The sequence below is a fragment of the Buttiauxella izardii genome, assembly GCF_003601925.1.
Lineage (GTDB): Bacteria > Pseudomonadota > Gammaproteobacteria > Enterobacterales > Enterobacteriaceae > Buttiauxella > Buttiauxella izardii.
The window spans coordinates 76,459-93,040 of sequence record NZ_QZWH01000039.1; the positions used below are offsets into that span (position 1 = coordinate 76,459).

The 16,582-nt window shown below is 53.8% G+C and carries 15 protein-coding genes; 4 read left to right on the forward strand and 11 right to left on the reverse strand.

What is annotated here, in order from left to right; all coding sequences use genetic code 11:
* Nucleotides 1-45: 45 nt before the first annotated feature.
* From D6029_RS16690 to rhaB, 7 genes are all read right to left on the reverse strand, one after another.
* The gene (locus tag D6029_RS16690) at nucleotides 46-1,050 is read right to left on the reverse strand and encodes an ABC transporter permease (RefSeq protein WP_120065872.1); all 1,005 of its coding nucleotides are present in this window, start codon (nucleotides 1,048-1,050) and stop codon (nucleotides 46-48) included.
* Complete coding sequence (locus D6029_RS16695) at nucleotides 1,043-2,050, reverse strand: ABC transporter permease (RefSeq protein ID WP_120065873.1); 1,008 nt, start codon at nucleotides 2,048-2,050, stop codon at nucleotides 1,043-1,045. Before D6029_RS16695 ends, D6029_RS16690 begins: the two co-directional genes overlap by 8 nt.
* Complete coding sequence (locus D6029_RS16700) at nucleotides 2,050-3,561, reverse strand: sugar ABC transporter ATP-binding protein (protein WP_120065874.1); 1,512 nt, start codon at nucleotides 3,559-3,561, stop codon at nucleotides 2,050-2,052. Before D6029_RS16700 ends, D6029_RS16695 begins: the two co-directional genes overlap by 1 nt.
* A 159-nt stretch (nucleotides 3,562-3,720) precedes the next feature.
* Nucleotides 3,721-4,713, reverse strand: coding sequence for a rhamnose ABC transporter substrate-binding protein (rhaS, locus tag D6029_RS16705; protein ID WP_120065875.1), 993 nt, complete (start codon nucleotides 4,711-4,713; stop codon nucleotides 3,721-3,723).
* An 82-nt stretch (nucleotides 4,714-4,795) separates the two neighbouring features.
* Nucleotides 4,796-5,620, reverse strand: a complete 825-nt coding sequence (gene rhaD, locus D6029_RS16710; protein ID WP_120065876.1) for a rhamnulose-1-phosphate aldolase — start codon at nucleotides 5,618-5,620, stop codon at nucleotides 4,796-4,798.
* A 209-nt stretch (nucleotides 5,621-5,829) separates the two neighbouring features.
* Nucleotides 5,830-7,089, reverse strand: a complete 1,260-nt coding sequence (gene rhaA / locus D6029_RS16715; RefSeq protein WP_120065877.1) for an L-rhamnose isomerase — start codon at nucleotides 7,087-7,089, stop codon at nucleotides 5,830-5,832.
* Complete coding sequence (gene rhaB, locus D6029_RS16720) at nucleotides 7,086-8,558, reverse strand: rhamnulokinase (RefSeq protein ID WP_120065878.1); 1,473 nt, start codon at nucleotides 8,556-8,558, stop codon at nucleotides 7,086-7,088. The genes rhaA and rhaB overlap by 4 nt, the downstream gene beginning before the upstream one ends.
* A 300-nt stretch (nucleotides 8,559-8,858) precedes the next feature.
* Between rhaB and rhaS (D6029_RS16725) the strand changes: the two genes are divergently transcribed.
* Both rhaS (D6029_RS16725) and rhaR read left to right on the forward strand, forming a co-directional pair.
* On the forward strand, nucleotides 8,859-9,695 hold the full coding sequence (gene rhaS, locus D6029_RS16725; protein WP_120065896.1) for an HTH-type transcriptional activator RhaS: 837 nt from the start codon (nucleotides 8,859-8,861) through the stop codon (nucleotides 9,693-9,695).
* 145 nt (nucleotides 9,696-9,840) lie between these two features.
* Nucleotides 9,841-10,689, forward strand: a complete 849-nt coding sequence (gene rhaR / locus D6029_RS16730; RefSeq protein WP_120065879.1) for an HTH-type transcriptional activator RhaR — start codon at nucleotides 9,841-9,843, stop codon at nucleotides 10,687-10,689.
* Here rhaR and rhaT read toward each other — a convergent pair whose 3' ends face one another.
* Entirely contained in the window at nucleotides 10,690-11,724 is a 1,035-nt protein-coding gene (gene rhaT, locus D6029_RS16735; protein WP_120065880.1) for an L-rhamnose/proton symporter RhaT, read from the reverse strand.
* 228 nt (nucleotides 11,725-11,952) lie between these two features.
* Nucleotides 11,953-13,374, reverse strand: coding sequence for an L-fucose/L-arabinose isomerase family protein (locus D6029_RS16740; RefSeq protein WP_120065881.1), 1,422 nt, complete (start codon nucleotides 13,372-13,374; stop codon nucleotides 11,953-11,955).
* 280 nt (nucleotides 13,375-13,654) lie between these two features.
* On the opposite strand from D6029_RS16740, the gene sodA reads away from it, so the two are divergent.
* Nucleotides 13,655-14,275 carry a superoxide dismutase [Mn] gene (gene sodA / locus D6029_RS16750; RefSeq protein ID WP_120065883.1) on the forward strand — a complete coding sequence of 207 codons (621 nt, stop codon included), beginning with the start codon at nucleotides 13,655-13,657 and terminating at the stop codon, nucleotides 14,273-14,275.
* A 70-nt stretch (nucleotides 14,276-14,345) separates the two neighbouring features.
* Entirely contained in the window at nucleotides 14,346-15,020 is a 675-nt protein-coding gene (gene yiiM, locus D6029_RS16755) for a 6-hydroxyaminopurine reductase (RefSeq protein ID WP_120065884.1), read from the forward strand.
* Between the two features lie 77 nt (nucleotides 15,021-15,097).
* Here the strand turns inward: yiiM and cspE are convergent, their stop codons facing one another.
* Nucleotides 15,098-15,310, reverse strand: a complete 213-nt coding sequence (gene cspE / locus D6029_RS16760) for a transcription antiterminator/RNA stability regulator CspE (protein WP_120065885.1) — start codon at nucleotides 15,308-15,310, stop codon at nucleotides 15,098-15,100.
* A 430-nt stretch (nucleotides 15,311-15,740) separates the two neighbouring features.
* Nucleotides 15,741-16,451, reverse strand: coding sequence for a DUF3053 domain-containing protein (locus D6029_RS16765; protein WP_120065886.1), 711 nt, complete (start codon nucleotides 16,449-16,451; stop codon nucleotides 15,741-15,743).
* Between the last annotated feature and the right edge of the window lie 131 nt (nucleotides 16,452-16,582).

Consider the following 16,582-nt stretch of genomic DNA (forward strand, 5'->3'; position numbering starts at 1 on the left):
AGGGCTGTTCCCTCTCCCTGGGGAGAGGGCTAGGGTGAGGGGGATTTATCCTTTTCGCCGCGCTAAAACGCGCCGGGTAATAATCGGTAGAGAAATCACGGTAATCAGCATCGCGCCGACAATAATCGACATCACGATGCCCGGCACATTCAGCAGACTCAGGCCGAACGTCACCAGCCCCATCAGGAATGCGGCGATAACCACACCCGCCATGCTGCCGGAGCCGCCAAGAATATTGACGCCGCCCAGCACCGCCATGGTTACCACACTCAGTTCCCAACCCATCGCAATTGTCGGGCGCGTGCTGCCGAGGCGCGATGTCAGTAATACCGATGCCAGCCCCGCCATCACGCCCACCAGCACAAACAACATCAGGTTGTGGCGCTTCACGTTGATACCGGAATACCACGCGCCGGTCGGGTTATTGCCGATGGCGTACGTGCGGCGGCCAAAGTTGGTTTTGTGCAGCAAGAAGGCAAACACCGCCGCCAGCACCATGAACAGGGCAAACTCGAACGATAACGCGCCCCAGACGTAGCCCTGCCCAAACCAGGCAAAACTTTCCGGATAGTGATTCAGCGCCTGGTCGCCGAGCAAAATGTAGGTAATGCCGCGATACAAACTCATGGTGCCGATGGTGATCACAATCGATGAAAGGTTAAAGCGCGTGACCAGCAGGCCGTTGAACAACCCGCACAACAGCCCGACACCAAGCCCGATAAATACCAAACCTGCGGTATCGACACCCGCCTGCGCGCAAAAGCCCATCGCTGTTGAGCTGAGCGCAATGGTCGATGCCACGGACAAGTCAATTTCACGGGCGATAATCAACATCGCCATCGGCAACACGATGATCGCTTTTTCGGTGAAGTTGAAGGTGGCGTCTGACAGGTTCCAGATGTTGAGGAAATACGGCGATGCCAGCGCGTTCACCACAAATACCGCCAGCGTCACCGCCAGTAAAAATGACTCCCAGCACAGCAAGCGGCGCAACAACGGGGCCGTTGCGGTTTGCGGTGGAACAGATTCAGAAATCAGCGTTTTATTCATGGCTCACTCCCGGAGTTTGTCGCGCCAGCGCTGCGTCGCGCAGAATCAGCCGCCCTTTGCGTTTGTTGCCGCGTTCGTTGAGCAACACCGCAATTACAATCACCGCGCCGGATATCGCCATTTGCCAGAACGGCGAAACGCCAATTACCGGCAGCGCGTTGTTGATGACGCCGAGGAACAGCGCGCCAAACAGGCAGCCGAGCACGCGCCCGATGCCGCCCATGGTGCTTATTCCACCAATCACACAGGCTGCGACGATTTGCAGTTCAAAACCGTTAGCTACGTCGACATACGCAACGGCAAAGCGAGAAATCCACAAATAACCGCAGAATCCCGCCAGCGCTCCCGACAAACTAAAGCTGATGAACTGCATTTTTCCGGCGTTGATGCCGGTGTAATACGCCGCTGTTGCGTTACCGCCAGCGGTGTACATCGCCCGCCCGGTGCGGCTATAGCGCAAGAAGTAGCCCACCAGCAAAAGAGCAGCCACCGCACACCAACTCAGCAACGGCATGCCCAAAACCACCGCGCGCGGTAAGCCGAGAAAGTCGCTACTCATTTGATGGGCGTTAATCCAGCCGCCGTTTGACAGCAAAAAGATAATGCCGCGATAAATGCTCATGGTGCCAAGCGTGACGACAATCGCCGGAATGCCGAGCTTCCAGACCAGCAAACCGTTAATTACGCCCATCACCAGACCAAGAACTGTTGCCAGCGAGAGCAACGCCCATACCGGGATTTGCGGATAGTGGAAGTTGAGTAGCGCGACAATCATGCCGGTCAGCGCCAGGTTCGCCGCCATCGACAAATCTATGCCTTTGGTGAGCAAAACCATCATCTGACCGAGGGCGAGAATGATCAGAATCGAGGTGTCGTTGAACATTTCGACCAGGTTGCCTGGTGCGAGGAACGACGGCACGCGGCTGCCAATGCCCAACGCCATCAGCAAAATGACAGCCGCCAGCAAAAATTCACGATGTTTAAGAAGAGATTGCCACATTATGCCGCCTCCTCGTGGGAACCGCTGGCAGCGCTAACGATAGTCTCCGCGCTCGCTTCGCCCGCCTGATATTGCGCCACCATCAGCCCTTCGTGCATCACGATAATGCGATCCGCCATGCCCATCACTTCCGGCAGTTCTGACGACACCATAATCACCGCCAGCCCTTGCCCCACCAGCTCAGACATAAACTGATGCACCGCCGCTTTCGAGCCGATATCAATGCCTTTGGTCGGTTCATCGAGGATGATCACCGCCGGCTGCGTTGCCAGCCATTTGCCGATCACCACTTTCTGCTGATTACCGCCGGACAGCGTTTCAACCGCCTGTTTCCAGCTAAACGCTTTAACCTGTAAGCGTTTGGCATATTCGTCCGCCAGCGCCCATTCACGCGACTCGTTTAACACGCCTCGCGGATTCAGGCGGCTCAGTTGCGGCAGGCTGATGTTTTGGTAAATGGGCAATTCGATAATCGCGCCCTGCTTCTGGCGCTCTTCCGGCACACAAACAATCCCGGCTTTGATCGCATCAGCGGGCTGGCGGAATTGCATCGGCTGCCCGTTCAACAAGATTTCGCCATGGGACGGACGCGAAACACCCGACAGCGCCTGCATCAGTTCGGTTCTCCCGGCGCCGACTAAGCCGTAGAAACCGAGGATTTCACCTTTGCGAAGCGTGAAGTCGATATGAGCAAATTCGGTTGGATGGCAGAGATCTTTGACTTCCAATACGACTTCACCGGGTTCGCAGTTCACTTTCGGGAAGGCGTGGGTGATTTCGCGCCCCACCATCATGGTGACCATACGTTCTTCGCTGATGTCGTCGATTTGCCCTGAGCCGATATACACGCCGTCGCGCAGAATGGTGTAGTGATCGGCGATGGCAAAAATCTCGTCGAATTTGTGCGAGATAAACAGAATCGCTTTGCCTTCGCGTTTCAGGCGCTCAACGATTTGATAGAACTCGACGATTTCATGCTGCGAAAGCGCAGCGGTCGGTTCATCAAGGATCACCACTTGCGCTTCAAACGACAATGCACGGGCAATCGCGACCATATGGCGTTGAGCAATGCTGAGGGTTTTGAGCGTGGCGCGAGGGTTAATTTGCACTTCGAGGCGGGTGAGGATTTCTTGCGCCTGTTGGTGCATGGCAGGCCAGTCGAGTTTCTTGAAGAAGCCGCGATAAATATAGTGGCCGACGAAGATATTTTCGGTGACGGTCAGTTCATCGAACAGCACCGTTTCCTGGTGAATCGCCGTGATACCGACTTTGTGCGCCGCTTCCGGGTTCGGCAGCGTAATCGGTATCGCTTTATAAAGCAGTTCGCCTTCTTCGGGCTGATAAATCCCGGTCATGACTTTGACCAGCGTGGATTTACCCGCGCCGTTTTCACCGATCAGCGCCGTGACTTTGCCCGGCCACAAATCCAGGTGAACGTTCTCGAGTGCGCGTACGCCGGGGAAGACTTTCGTTATCCCCTTCAGGGACAGCAATGGTGTGGTAAGTGTCATGATAAATTCCCCATTAAATCAGATCGCCCTCACCCCGACCCTCTCCCCCAGGAGAGGGGGAAAAGAAAAAGGCTTCCCTCTCCCCCAGGAGAGGGGAAAAGAAGAAGGATTCCCTCTCCCTCAGGGAGAGGGTTAGGGTGAGGGTTGTTTAAAACCTAATCAGAAGATTTTGGAGAATTTATCGATGTTGCTGGCATCGTAAACAAACGGCTCAGCCATCGCGCCGCTGCCGTCGGCATCCAGCTTCACTTTGCCCAGTTTGCCCATGCTGGCTTCGGTTTTCGTCGCCGTCCCTTTCACTAAATCGTCCGCCAGATACGTAGCGGCGTAGCCCAAATCAATCGGGTTCCAGATAGCAAAACTTTTCGATGCGCCAGATTTCACCGCGCCCGCCATTTCAGACGGTAAACCTAAGCCAGTGACATACACTTTGCCGATTTTGCCCTGGTCTTTCACCGCTTGAGCCGCTGCCACAATGCCAACGGAAGACGGTGACACAATCACTTTTAAATCCGGATAAGACTTCAGCAGGCCGACTGTTTCGCGGTAGCTTTTATCAGACAGATCATCGCCATAAGCGACGGTCACTAAATTGATCGACGGATACTTTGGCAGCACCTTTTTCATCTCCTCAATCCAGATATTCTGGTTAGTTGAGGTCGGTGTGGCGCTAAGAATTGCCACGTCGCCCTTTTCCACATTCATGGCTTTTAAGGCTTCGGCGGCCAGTTTGACGTTGGTTTCGCCAATCAGTGCGTTATTGGAAGGATTAAGGTGAATCTGGCGGCCTTCTTTTGCCACGCCGGAATCCCAGGAAACCACTTTAATCCCGCGCTGCATGGCCTTTTTCAGCACCGGAACCAGTGCGTCGGGGTCATTAGCGGAAATAGCAATCGCATCAACACCTTGAGCGATCAAGCCGTTGAGGACTTCAATTTGAGCTTCGGCCGTGGTGGTGGTCGGGCCGGTATAAATCACTTTCACATCGCCCAACTCTTTGGCGGCTTCTTGTGCCCCGACGTTTGCGGCTTCAAAGAAACCATTACCGAGCGATTTCGCCACCAGTGCGATTTTCACTTCAGCAAAGGCAGAGGTGGACAGTGCGAGTGCAACAACGGTAAGCGTACAACCTAGTATTGATTTAGTTTTCATTGCTTGTACTCCGATGTATGTAGGGTTTGCAGGTATTTTTATTTTTGTCATAGAGCGGGTTAACCCGCCCTATGTTTACGACTTAAAGCTCTAAAGCACTGGCTAATGGGGTGACGCCAAAACGTTTGCCGAGCGCGATCAGTTCATCACGAGAGATGGTTTGTTTCATGCCACCCATCGAAATGACTTTGACCAACACTTCAGCAGACTTCTCGGCGGTATCGATAAGACCAAACGCTTCATCAAGCGTCGGGCCGCTACCGAATACCCCGTGGAACGGCCACAGCACCAGCGAGTGTTTTGCCATCTCGCCAGCGGTCGCCGTGCCAATTTCATCGGTGCCCGGCACCATCCACGGCAGAATGCCGACGCCGTCCGGGAAAACCACTAAACACTCGGTGCTGCCTTCCCACAGTTTGCGGGTGATCACGTCGGTGGTGTTTTCCAGCACGTAGGTCAGCGCAATCAGGTTGGTGGCGTGGCAGTGCATGATCACGCGATCTTTCCCGCCGGTAGTTTTGATACGCACGCTGTGCGACTGGAAGTGCGACGCCAGTTCAGACGTTGGCACCGCTTCGTTCTCCAGTCCCCACAAAATGTGGTAGCCCGTGCCGCGATTGTCCACTTTCACCACGCCAATATTTGCCGCCGGATCGAGTTGCACGTTGCGGAAGAATTTGCCGGAACCGGTGACGATAAACGGCGTGTTCGCCAGTTCAGGCATCGGCTGGCTTAGCGCGATGTAACGCGGCGCAGCGTGGAAATCGGCCTGGAACGGCGTGATATCCGCTTCATCCAGACGCATGGTGATGTTGCCGCCGTTGCGCTCGTCCCAGCCTTTCAGCCAGGCATCGCTGGTTGCTTTGATCATGCCTTCTACAAACCAGGCTTTGAGGATGTTCTGCATAGTCTTGTGTTCCTGTTATGTTCGGTGGGGTCTTTTCCCCTCACCCTGGCCCTCTCCCAAAGGAGAGGGGATTGTTCAGTTTTCTCCTTCTCCCTCAGGTAGAAGGAGAGAGGATTGTTCAGTTTTCTCCTTCGCCCTCAGGGAGAAGGAGAGGGGATTGTTCAGTTTTCTCCTTCTCCCTCAGGGAGAAGGCTGGGATGAGGGCGGTCTTACCCGCGTTGGCTCAACACGTCTTTTTCATAAGTGCGCACCGTCTTCAGCCACTGGGCATCAACCGGCGTGTCGTTGCGCTGGCAATACATTTCCCACACCGCCGCCCACGGCAGTGATTTTTGTTCTTCGAGCAACGCCAGACGCGCGGTGTAATCACCTTCCAGCTCGAGCTGGCGCAGGGTTTCAGTTGGCTCAAGCAGCGCACGCAGCAGGGCTTTCTTCATGTTGCGCGTGCCGATAACCCACGCCGCGATGCGGTTGATCGAGGCGTCGAAGAAATCCAGCCCGATATGCACACGATCAAACAGATCGTGACGAATAATTTCGCTGGCGATCGCCTGTGTTTCATCATCCAGCAGCACCACGTGATCGCTGTCCCAACGCACCGGACGGCTCACGTGTAGCAGCAGGCGCGGCACATACAGCATGGCGCTGGAAATTTTGTCGGAGATCACTTCGGTTGGATGGAAGTGGCCCGCATCCAGACACAGCGCGGTCTGGCGGCTGGTGGCGTAACCGAAGTAAAACTCATTGGAGCCAACGGTGTAGCTTTCCGCGCCGATGCCGAACAGCTTGCTTTCTACCGCGTCGATATGGTGTTCAGGGTTGAGTTTTTCGCTCATCGCTTCATCAAGCGCGGCGACTAAACGCTGGCGCGGGGCCAGGCGGTCAACGGTGATGTCTTTCATGCCATCCGGGATCCAGATGTTCATGACTGACGGCGTGCCGAGTTGTTCGCCGAAATACGCAGAGACTTTGCGGCTGGCTTTCACATGGTCAATCCAGAACTGGCGGATTTCATCGTTAGCGTGGGACAGCGTAAAACCGTCGGCGCTCAGCGGGTGCGAGAAGCAAGACGGGTTGAAGTCCAGACCCAGCTTGTTGGCCTTCGCCCATTCCACCCAGTTTTTAAAATGCTCTGGCTTGATTTTGTCGCGGGAAACCGGCTGTTCAGATTCCAGATAAATGGCGTGCAGATTCAGGCGTTTTGGCCCAGGAATCAGGCTTAATGCGCGTTCCAGATCCGAACGCAATTCCGTAGCGCTGCGCGCTTTGCCCGGATAATTCCCCGTCGCCTGAATCCCACCGCTCAGCGCGCCTTCCGGGTTTTCAAATCCGGCAACGTCATCGCCCTGCCAGCAGTGCATAGAAACCGGCAGACGGTCGAGCTGTTGCAGCGCGGTTTCAACATCTACACCGACAGCAGCAAAGCGCTGTTTTGCCAGTTCCCAGGCTTGATCAAGAGGTGTGGTCATGCGCAAAACTCCTTTCGTTTTTGAATGCTCAGCGGAAATCGCGCGATATGACGGGCAATTTCGCTATCGGTTTGGGGAGGAAAAGATTTCAGTTCGTAGTTGGCGGCGACCACTTTGCGGAAGTCATCGACGTCAGTGATTTCGTCCAGCGCCATTAACTGGCAGCCAATATTGCCCAGCGTGGAGGCTTCAATCGGCCCGGCAAAGACCGGTATGCCGCAGGCATCGGCGCAAAGTTGGTTGAGCAAAGCGTTCTGACTGCCGCCACCGACGATGTGCAAACAGCTAAACGGGCGGCCACGCACGGTGGCGAGTTCTTCGAGCGTTTTGGCATACAGCAGCGCCAGGCTATCGAAAATACAGCGTGCCAGTTCGTTGTCGGTAAATGGCACCGGCTGGTTGCTTTCACGGCATGCCGCCTGGATTTCGCGGCTCATGCTTTCCGGGTTGATAAAACGATCGTCGTTCGGGTTGATCACAAACTGGCAGGACGGTGTTTTACGAGTGCGATCGATAAGATCGGGCAGATCGGCGATCCCTAATTCTTTGGTGACGCGCTGCAAAAGCCACAGACCCATAATATTTTTCAGCACCCGGTAGCGCCCTTCTGCACCGCCTTCATTGGTGATGTTGGCGGCTAACGCGGCGCTGTTGGCGTAAGGGGTTTTGCTCTCAAAACCCATCAACGACCAGGTGCCGGAGGAGAGATACGCCGCATCTTTGTCTTTAAGTGGCGCACCAATCACCGCGCTGGCGGTGTCGTGCGTGGCAACGGAAACCACCGGGATTTTGTTGCCTTCACGGCAAACCCACTGGCCAATCACGTTGCCCGGATGCGTCGGTGCACCGAACCATTTATGCGGCACGCCCGCCCAATCCAGCAGCGTTTCATCCCAGTTGTCGCTGTTGATATTCACCAGTTGTGTGGTGGTGGCGTTGGTGTATTCCCAGTTCAGCGCGCCGGTCAGGCGGAAGCAGAAATAATCCGGGATCAGCAGCGCGTGTTCGACGTTATCGAGCAGTTCTGGCTGCTGTTCCACCAGCGCACGGAGTTGATAAAGCGTGTTGAACGGCATGAACTGGATGCCCGTGCGACGGTAAATGTCGTCACGGCCAAGCTGGTTAAAAGCGGTGTCCATTACGCCATCGGTGCGGCTGTCGCGGTAAGAAACCGGCTGCCCGACGCGGTTGCCGTCGCGGCCAATCAGCACGTAATCTACGCCCCAGGTGTCAATGCCGATGCTGTCGATGGCGATGCCTTCGTCGCAGGCTTTTTGTAAGCCGGTGCGGATTTCACCTTCCAGCGCGTCCACATCCCAGACCGTTGAATCTTCAGCCTGTTTTAAGCAGTTGGTAAAACGATGAATTTCGCGCAGGCAAATACTGCGAGTGTCGCTATCAAAACGCGCCAGCATGACACGGCCGCTTGATGCGCCCAGGTCTACCGCAACACTATGGCGTAGAGTCATTTTGGGGGTCCTTGCTAAATGAATTGCCCCCACTCTAAAAAGTAACGCTGTCGCGCACCTTCTCGACACTGACAGCGCCCATGCGCCGTTGGCAAAAAGGCAAAGGTGAACGTGAGTGATGTCACAGATTCGTGTTTATCACCCCTAAAACCGTCCTGTGACGCTCGCCGCATTTCCTGATAATTCCCGGCGTTTCTTAAAAAACGAACAGCTTTTAAGTAATTTCGTGTCGAAACTTTAAGGTGCAGATGAGAATCGTTACCTACTATCAGGCAACAATAAAAACGCTTGGGGGTAATGATGACGGTATTACATGGTTTTGACTTTTTCCCATCAGGAAATTCATCCGTGGCGATCGAGCCGCGTTTACCCCAGGCTGCCTTCCCGGAACATCATCATGATTTTTATGAAATTGTTATCGTCGAGCACGGCACCGGAACCCACGTTTTCAACGGCCAACCGTATACGCTGAGCGGCGGTTCAGTCTGCTTTGTGCGTGACCACGATCGCCACTTGTACGAGCACACCGAAAACCTGTGCCTGACCAATATTCTGTATCGCGCACCGGATGCGTTTTGCTTTTTGTCCGGGCTAGATAAGCTGCTGCCGCAGGAGCTGGACGGCAATTATCCGTCGCACTGGCGCGTAAACCAGCCGGTGCTGCAACAGGTGCGCGGGCTGATTGATCAGTTTGAAAAAATTGGCGAAGCGGCAGATACCCACGCCGTCGCCAACCGTGAAATTCTGTTTATGCAGTTGCTGGTGTTGCTGCGCAAAGGCAGCATGATGGAAGGCGCGAGCAACTCGGAAGGCCGTTTAAATCAACTGATGGCGTGGCTGGAAGACCATTTCGCCGAGGATATTTGTTGGGAGGAACTGGCCGCGCAATTCACCCTTTCCCTGCGCACTCTGCACCGCCAGTTGAAACAGCAAACGGGCATGACGCCACAGCGCTATCTCAACCGCTTACGCCTGATGAAAGCCCGGCATTTGCTGCGCCACGGCGAGTCGAGCGTGACGGATATCGCCTTCCAGTGCGGGTTTGGCGACAGTAACCATTTTTCGACACTTTTTAAGCGCGAGTTTTCCTGGTCCCCACGTGAGATTCGCCAGGGGCGCGACACGCAACTTCAGTAATCGCGAAGGCAGTCACCGTTTTTTTAGCCAAAAAAGCCAATACTTTCTGATTGTTTGTCGGATGAAGCTGCGCTTATCCGACCTGCGGATCGGGTTTTGTCGGGTGGATAAACCACCATTGAGTTTGGGCTTTTGAGGTGTTGCGGTGGCGGGTCATTTAATTCTCAAAAAAGCAGATTTTTTTGCCTCTGCCACGCAGCCCGTGGCGGTGGCTGACCGCTATCCGCAAAACGTCTTTGCCGAACATACCCATGATTTCTGCGAGCTGGTGCTGGTATGGCGCGGCAACGGTTTGCACATCCTGAACGACCGCCCCTATCGCATTACCTGCGGCGACCTGTTTTATATCCGCGCCGAGGATCGCCACAGCTACGAATCGGTTAACGGCCTGGTGCTGCATAACATTATCTATTGTCCGGAACGGCTAAAACTCAACGTTGACTGGAATGATTTGCTCGACAATGCGGCGGCTTCTGGAAAGGACCCGCGCTGGCGTTTGAGCAGCCACGGCATGGCGCAGGCGCGGCAGATAATCGGCCAACTGGAACACGAAAGCGTGAAGCCCGATGCGCTGTCGTTATGCCTGACGGAGAGCCTGTTCCTGCAACTGTGTATTCTGCTGCGCCGCCACCGTTATCAGTCCCAGGATTCCGCCGGGCCGGACAGCAACGAAACCCTCGATTTACTGATGGCCGCACTCGGGAAAAGCCTCGACGTGCCTTTTGAACTCTCGCAGTTTTGCCAACAACATCAACTTGCAGAACGGAATTTGCGGCAGTTCTTCCGCCAGCAAACTGGCATGAGTATCAGCCAGTATTTGCGTCAGTTGAGGATTTGCCAGGCACAGGATTTATTGCGCCGTAGCGAGCTGTTGATTGGCGATATCGCCACGCGCTGCGGCTTTGAGGACAGTAATTACTTTTCGGTGGTGTTTACCAAAGAGACGGGAATGACGCCACGAATGTGGCGTCAACGGTACACGGTAGAAGCGTAATCAGGCCGCCATGCCTAATCCGACAATGTTTGCCGCGATGATAATCACCACGCAACCGATGCTCAAAACGCCCACAGGCCTTCTGCCTGCTGACTTCCACTCTTTCATAATCAAGCCAACCAAACCGCCGCACAGCACGTAGAAACTCATGTGCAACATCCAGCTCATGTAGTCGTATTGCGCAGGAATTTTGGCGTGGCCCCAGGCGTAGAAGAAGAATTGCAGATACCACATCAAACCGGCAAGGGCTGCGAACAGCACGTTGCTGATGATCAGCGGTTTTGCCAGCGAGAAGTCGGCTTTTATCGACAGGTTCTGCATTTTTGCCAGACGAATGAAGCAGTAGCCGAGGTTTATGACCGCCCCGCCGCCCATAATAATCACGTAGCTTGGCAACGCGACGTATAGCGCGTCGACGCCCAGTGCAGCAGCCGCTTCATGCATCGGTTTTGCGGCGTCCATCGCAAATGACATACCCGCCGAGAAGATGCCGCACATCACCGCCAGAACCAACCCTTTTTTCAGGTTGAACTCTTCGGCTCTGATACCCATTTTGCGCTCTTTCAGTTGGCCTGCGCGGGTGACAATCGCCACGCCAACCAGTGCCACCAGAACACCGAGCAGCGTCATGCGCCCGCCAGGAGTGCCGATTAATACATCAAATTTACCGGCAATAATTGGCGTCATTAAAGTGCCGACAATCAGTGTGATACCAATCGCGATCCCGATGCCCATCGACATGCCGAGATAGCGCATCGTCAGGCCGTAGTTAATGTTGCCGATGCCCCACATTGCGCCGAACAAGAAGATTGGCAGCAGCGTTGAAGCGTTAAACGAACCGTAGTAAGCCCAAAAATCTGGCAGCAGAATGTAACTGACCAACCATGGCAAAATGATCCATGAGACAAAACCGCCAATTGCCCACATGGTTTCCCAGGACCAGTGCTGTACTTTCTTAAAAGGGGCGTAAAAACAGGCGGCGCTTGCAGCACCCACCAGATGCCAAATTATCCCCATTGTTATTGCATTACTCATTATCCATCCCTCTGTTTTAACTAAAAAACGCAGGGGTGACAGCGCATTACCCCATTGCCAGTGAGTCTAAAGAGTGAGCGATTGGCTAACCTTCCATGCACTGCCGCCGCAGGGGTAAAGCTGGCAAAATTCAGGGGGTAGGATTGATGGGAGTCACAGTTCTTTATATCCCTTCAACCTGTTTTTGTAGGGTGGATAAGCGATACGCGTCATCCACCATTTCTCGGATTAACAGATTTTCACGCTCTGCAAGCCAAGCAGCCAGGCGAGTTTTTCCAGAACCTCACCCTGATGCCCAAGACCAATTGCACAATGATGAGCAGGCCCGCCGAGGCACCATTGAGTCGTGAAGTCGCGTGCCGATAACGGGAAACGGTAGCGGCTGTTGGTGTTGCCGATATCCAGCACCTCGCCCGCCACCGCTTGCCCTTCGGCATACTGCAAACGCACGCCGTTTTGCGCGTCTTCAACAATAGAAAGGAAAGTCACCGGGCCGGGTTTCACCGTCATCTGAATCGACACGCCTTTGCCCGGTTTGCCGTGATAAACCGGCAGCGGCACCAGGCGCACATCACCTTGCGCCATTAACGGATGAGCCGGGCCGTCGTGCCCCCACAGCACCACATCATCAGCAAATTCAATGCCGTAAGGCTCGGAGAACGAACCGCCCGCGCCAAGCAATTGCTGGATTTTCATCGCCAGCACGTTTTTGATTTCATACTCCCCGGCGACCGGAACGCCGCGCTGAGTCAGCAGCGTGTTGCCGAGAATAATCGAGGTGATAATGTTCTCGTAAGCGTTGCCGTTGCGCCCTTCGTAGTAATAGGCGAGTGCGCCGAGCTGGTTGTTTTCGATGAGTTTGTCCATCGCACAGGCGGTTTGCACCGCGCGATCCAGTTCGGCCTTTTCACAGGACGGGTCGATTTGCAGCGAGGTTTCCACTTCCTGCCATTTTTGTGCGCCGGCCTCGGGCGTGACTTGCTCGCGGTATTCCGCCAGTTCGCACATTTCCAGCGGCTTGAAACGCACGCCGAGCTTTGCGCTCAGGTTGGTCATGTTGCTGTAAACATCCACCATGCCGTCGTAGTAATGCCCGAGCACGCCGACCTGGCAGGCCGCCAGCTCCTTTTGCACTTCAAGCGCTTGCAGCCATTGCTCCGTTTGCTGCCAGACATAGTCATCGCCCTGTAACGCGCCGACGATAAGTTGATAGCGAATGCCCGCGCGATTAAACACGTTCGCCAGTTCCGGTGCGCTGCACGCCTGGCAATGGGCGAGCCATTCGCCAGTGCGCGCGCCGCGATCGGTCATGTCGCGGATTTTGCTGTACGGCAGGCCCAGCTCCGGTTGCAGTGCCAGGATAATCACCGGCTTGTTAATCTTTTGCAACAGCGGCAGCACGGTCGAACTCAGGGCGTAGGTGCTGATATACAGCACGATGGCATCGACCGGCTGGCTTTGCAGTTGCGTGGCAAAAGTATCAGCTTTGGCAACGCTATCAATCAGGCCGCCGTTGATAACCGTGGCGTTAAGCGTGGTGAGGCGTTGGTCGATGTGCTGCAAATAGCCAGACAGGCGTTGTTCGAGGCCCGAAAATTGCGGCCAGTAAGTATCAAGGCCGATACCAAAAAGGGCGATATTAAGCGACATGTGCGTGCTCCAGCGTTTGAAGAAACGCCGACTATCACCCTAATTTCGCCGCGCTGCCTTTGCGGTAATGCCAGTTTCTGCACGGCATGGCAAAAAACGATTTATCCACCTGACAACGCTCACATTTTCGCCATCATGCCGAAAAGTTATAACCTTATAAAAACTACGGCATTGATAATCATTTTCAATATCATTTAATTAACTATAATGAACCAACTGATTACGCGGCGTTAACAGATATGCGCCAGTTGATACTTTACCCCTTCAAGGAGTTAAGAATATGAGCTATACCCTGCCATCCCTGCCTTACGCATACGACGCACTGGAACCGCATTTCGACAAGCAAACGATGGAAATCCATCACAGCAAACACCACCAGGCGTACGTAAACAACGCGAATGCAGCGCTGGAATCTCTGCCAGAGTTCGCAAGCCTGCCAGTTGAAGAGCTGATCGCTAAACTGGATCAACTGCCAGCTGACAAGAAAACCGTGCTGCGTAACAACGCTGGCGGCCACGCTAACCACAGCTTCTTCTGGAAAGGCCTGAAAACTGGCACCACTCTGCAAGGTGACCTGAAGGCAGCCATCGAGCGTGATTTCGGTAGCGTTGATAACTTCAAAGCAGAATTTGAGAAAGCAGCAGCAACACGTTTCGGCTCCGGCTGGGCGTGGCTGGTTCTGAAAGGCGACAAACTGGCGGTAGTTTCTACTGCAAACCAGGACAGCCCTCTGATGGGTGAAGCGGTCGCTGGCGTATCCGGTTTCCCAATCGTGGGTCTGGATGTGTGGGAACACGCTTACTACCTGAAATTCCAAAACCGTCGCCCTGACTACATCAAAGCATTCTGGGATGTAGTGAACTGGGACGAAGCAGCAGCACGTTTTGCCGCTAAAAAATAAGTTGCAAAGCAACTGACGAGAGGCGAGCCTGATGGCTCGCTTTTTTTATGTCTGTTGCAGGGAGGTTCAGATGCACTATCCGGTAAATGTTTATGTTGGCAAAGTCCGTGAATATACGGGCAGCAAACCGAGCGCTATCGCTAAATATCAGGTGGATGGCGAGTTAAAGCTGACGGAAGTGGGCCTTGAAGGCGATCAACAAGCGGAAAAAATCGTGCATGGCGGGCCGGATCGCGCGTTGTGCCACTATCCGCGTGAGCATTATGTTTATTGGGCGCGTGAATTCCCTGAACAGGCTGAACTGTTTACCGCTCCAGCGTATGGCGAAAACTTATCGACCGAAGGGCTGACGGAAAAAGATGTCTATATCGGCGATATTTTCCGTTGGGGCGAGGCGCTGATTCAGGTCACGCAGCCGCGTTCGCCGTGCTACAAGCTGAACTACCATTTTGGCATTAGCGATATGTCGTCTTTGATGCAGGAAACGGGTTATTGCGGCTGGCTGTATCGCGTGATTCTGGCAGGAAATGTGTCAACGGATTCCCCGCTGGAACTGGTTTCTCGCGTAAGCGATGTAACAGTCGCAGAAGCGATTGCCATAGCCTGGCATATGCCGTTCGATGATGAGCAGTATCACCGATTGCTATCGGCGGCGGGATTGTCGGTTAGCTGGACGCGCACCATGCAGAAACGGCGCATTTCAGGAAAGATTGAAGATAATTCGCGGCGGTTGTTTGGGAAGTAAGTTGGGTAAATAAACCCCAGATACGAAAAAACCCGCCGAGGCGGGTTTTTAAATTCTTAGCTTTGCTAACGCTAACCTTACAGGTTAGTTACGTTACCAGCAGCTGGGCCTTTAGCACCACTTTCGATGGTGAAAGACACTTTCTGGCCTTCGTCTAAAGATTTGTAGCCATCGTTCTGGATAGCAGAGAAGTGTACGAACACGTCTTTTGAGCCATCGTCAGGAGTGATGAAGCCGAAGCCTTTGTCAGAGTTGAACCATTTTACGAGACCAGTCATTTTGTTAGACATAGATATTACCTTTTAAATTAAATTTGCCTTCCGGCGCATTTGGAATGTTTTACAGATTTTTTAAAGCGATAAAGGAAGGTAGATCACGTCGAAGGGTATCTATGATAACTCTTTGAGGACTGCGCTACTAAACTGCTTAAGGGTCTGTGCTTCAAACCGATGGATGCATTAACTCATATAAGCAGGGTGAATAACAAGGTTTATTTTAGCCGTCCGCAGGGCTGGAGCTCAGGCCATCTCTGGGATCCCCCGCCTTTACACTGTCTCTTAGTCACATCTCCGTGAGTCGGGGGACAGTTCCGTTCACCCGGTGTTCAGTATTTTATATAGCCATTGAACGCACGGGTGAACGGTAAATCAGCGAGGCTTAAAGATCTCACCCTGATAAAATTGCCAGGGTGAGTTGTGTATAAGAGGTGGGAAACAACGATTACTGCATCGAGTTTTTAGCGGTGCTATAAGCCTGCATAAACGCCTGATGCTGTGACGCCAGCGGAGCAATCAGCGAGTTGTACTGGCTTGCCTGCTGTGAGGTTGGGAACTGAATCCCACCAGCGGTGAAACCAACCTGAGTGCCCTGCTGCTGGATGAAATCACCCACTTGCACCAGTTGCGCGGTGAAGGTTTGCGCCGCAGGAATTAACGGTTCCATCGCAGCAGCCGGAGTGATCACCACTTTCTCGTAAACTTTGTCGTAAACTACTTTCAGCTCATCAGGCTGCTTCAACGTGGAACGCGCGCTATCAGCCTGCATTTTTGCATTCTGAACTTGCTGGCCTAACACGTTTAACGAACCGTTCGCCTGGCGCAGCGGGCCACTCTGAGTCACGTAATCCTGCGGGACACGAATGCTGTTTACGCTATCAGCAACCGGGCGCATTCCATCGTCCATCGCCTGGTTCACCTGCTGGGAGAAGCCATACAGAATCGCGTAATCAGAAACCAGCGGGCCAAATTGTTTCTTCTGGTCAGTTGTCAGCGTTGGCAAACGTTCGCCGCTGCGCATCGCCGTGTTTTGCAAGAAATCGATGAATGCCTTGCGTTGATCGCCTTCTTTATCAAAGCAACCACTCAAACTCACCACCATTAAAATTGCCGCAAGCGGCGCAAACCAGCGTGACCAGGACTTACCTGTCGCCATGTTTTCTACTCCTTTCACCATTCAATGCAAATACGCAAATGCGCACCCAATAATGCTGCTAAGGATAGTCCAAGCTGACTTTGCAAGATACCCTTTCACAACAATCTCTTTAAGGTAAATTTGCGCTTTGA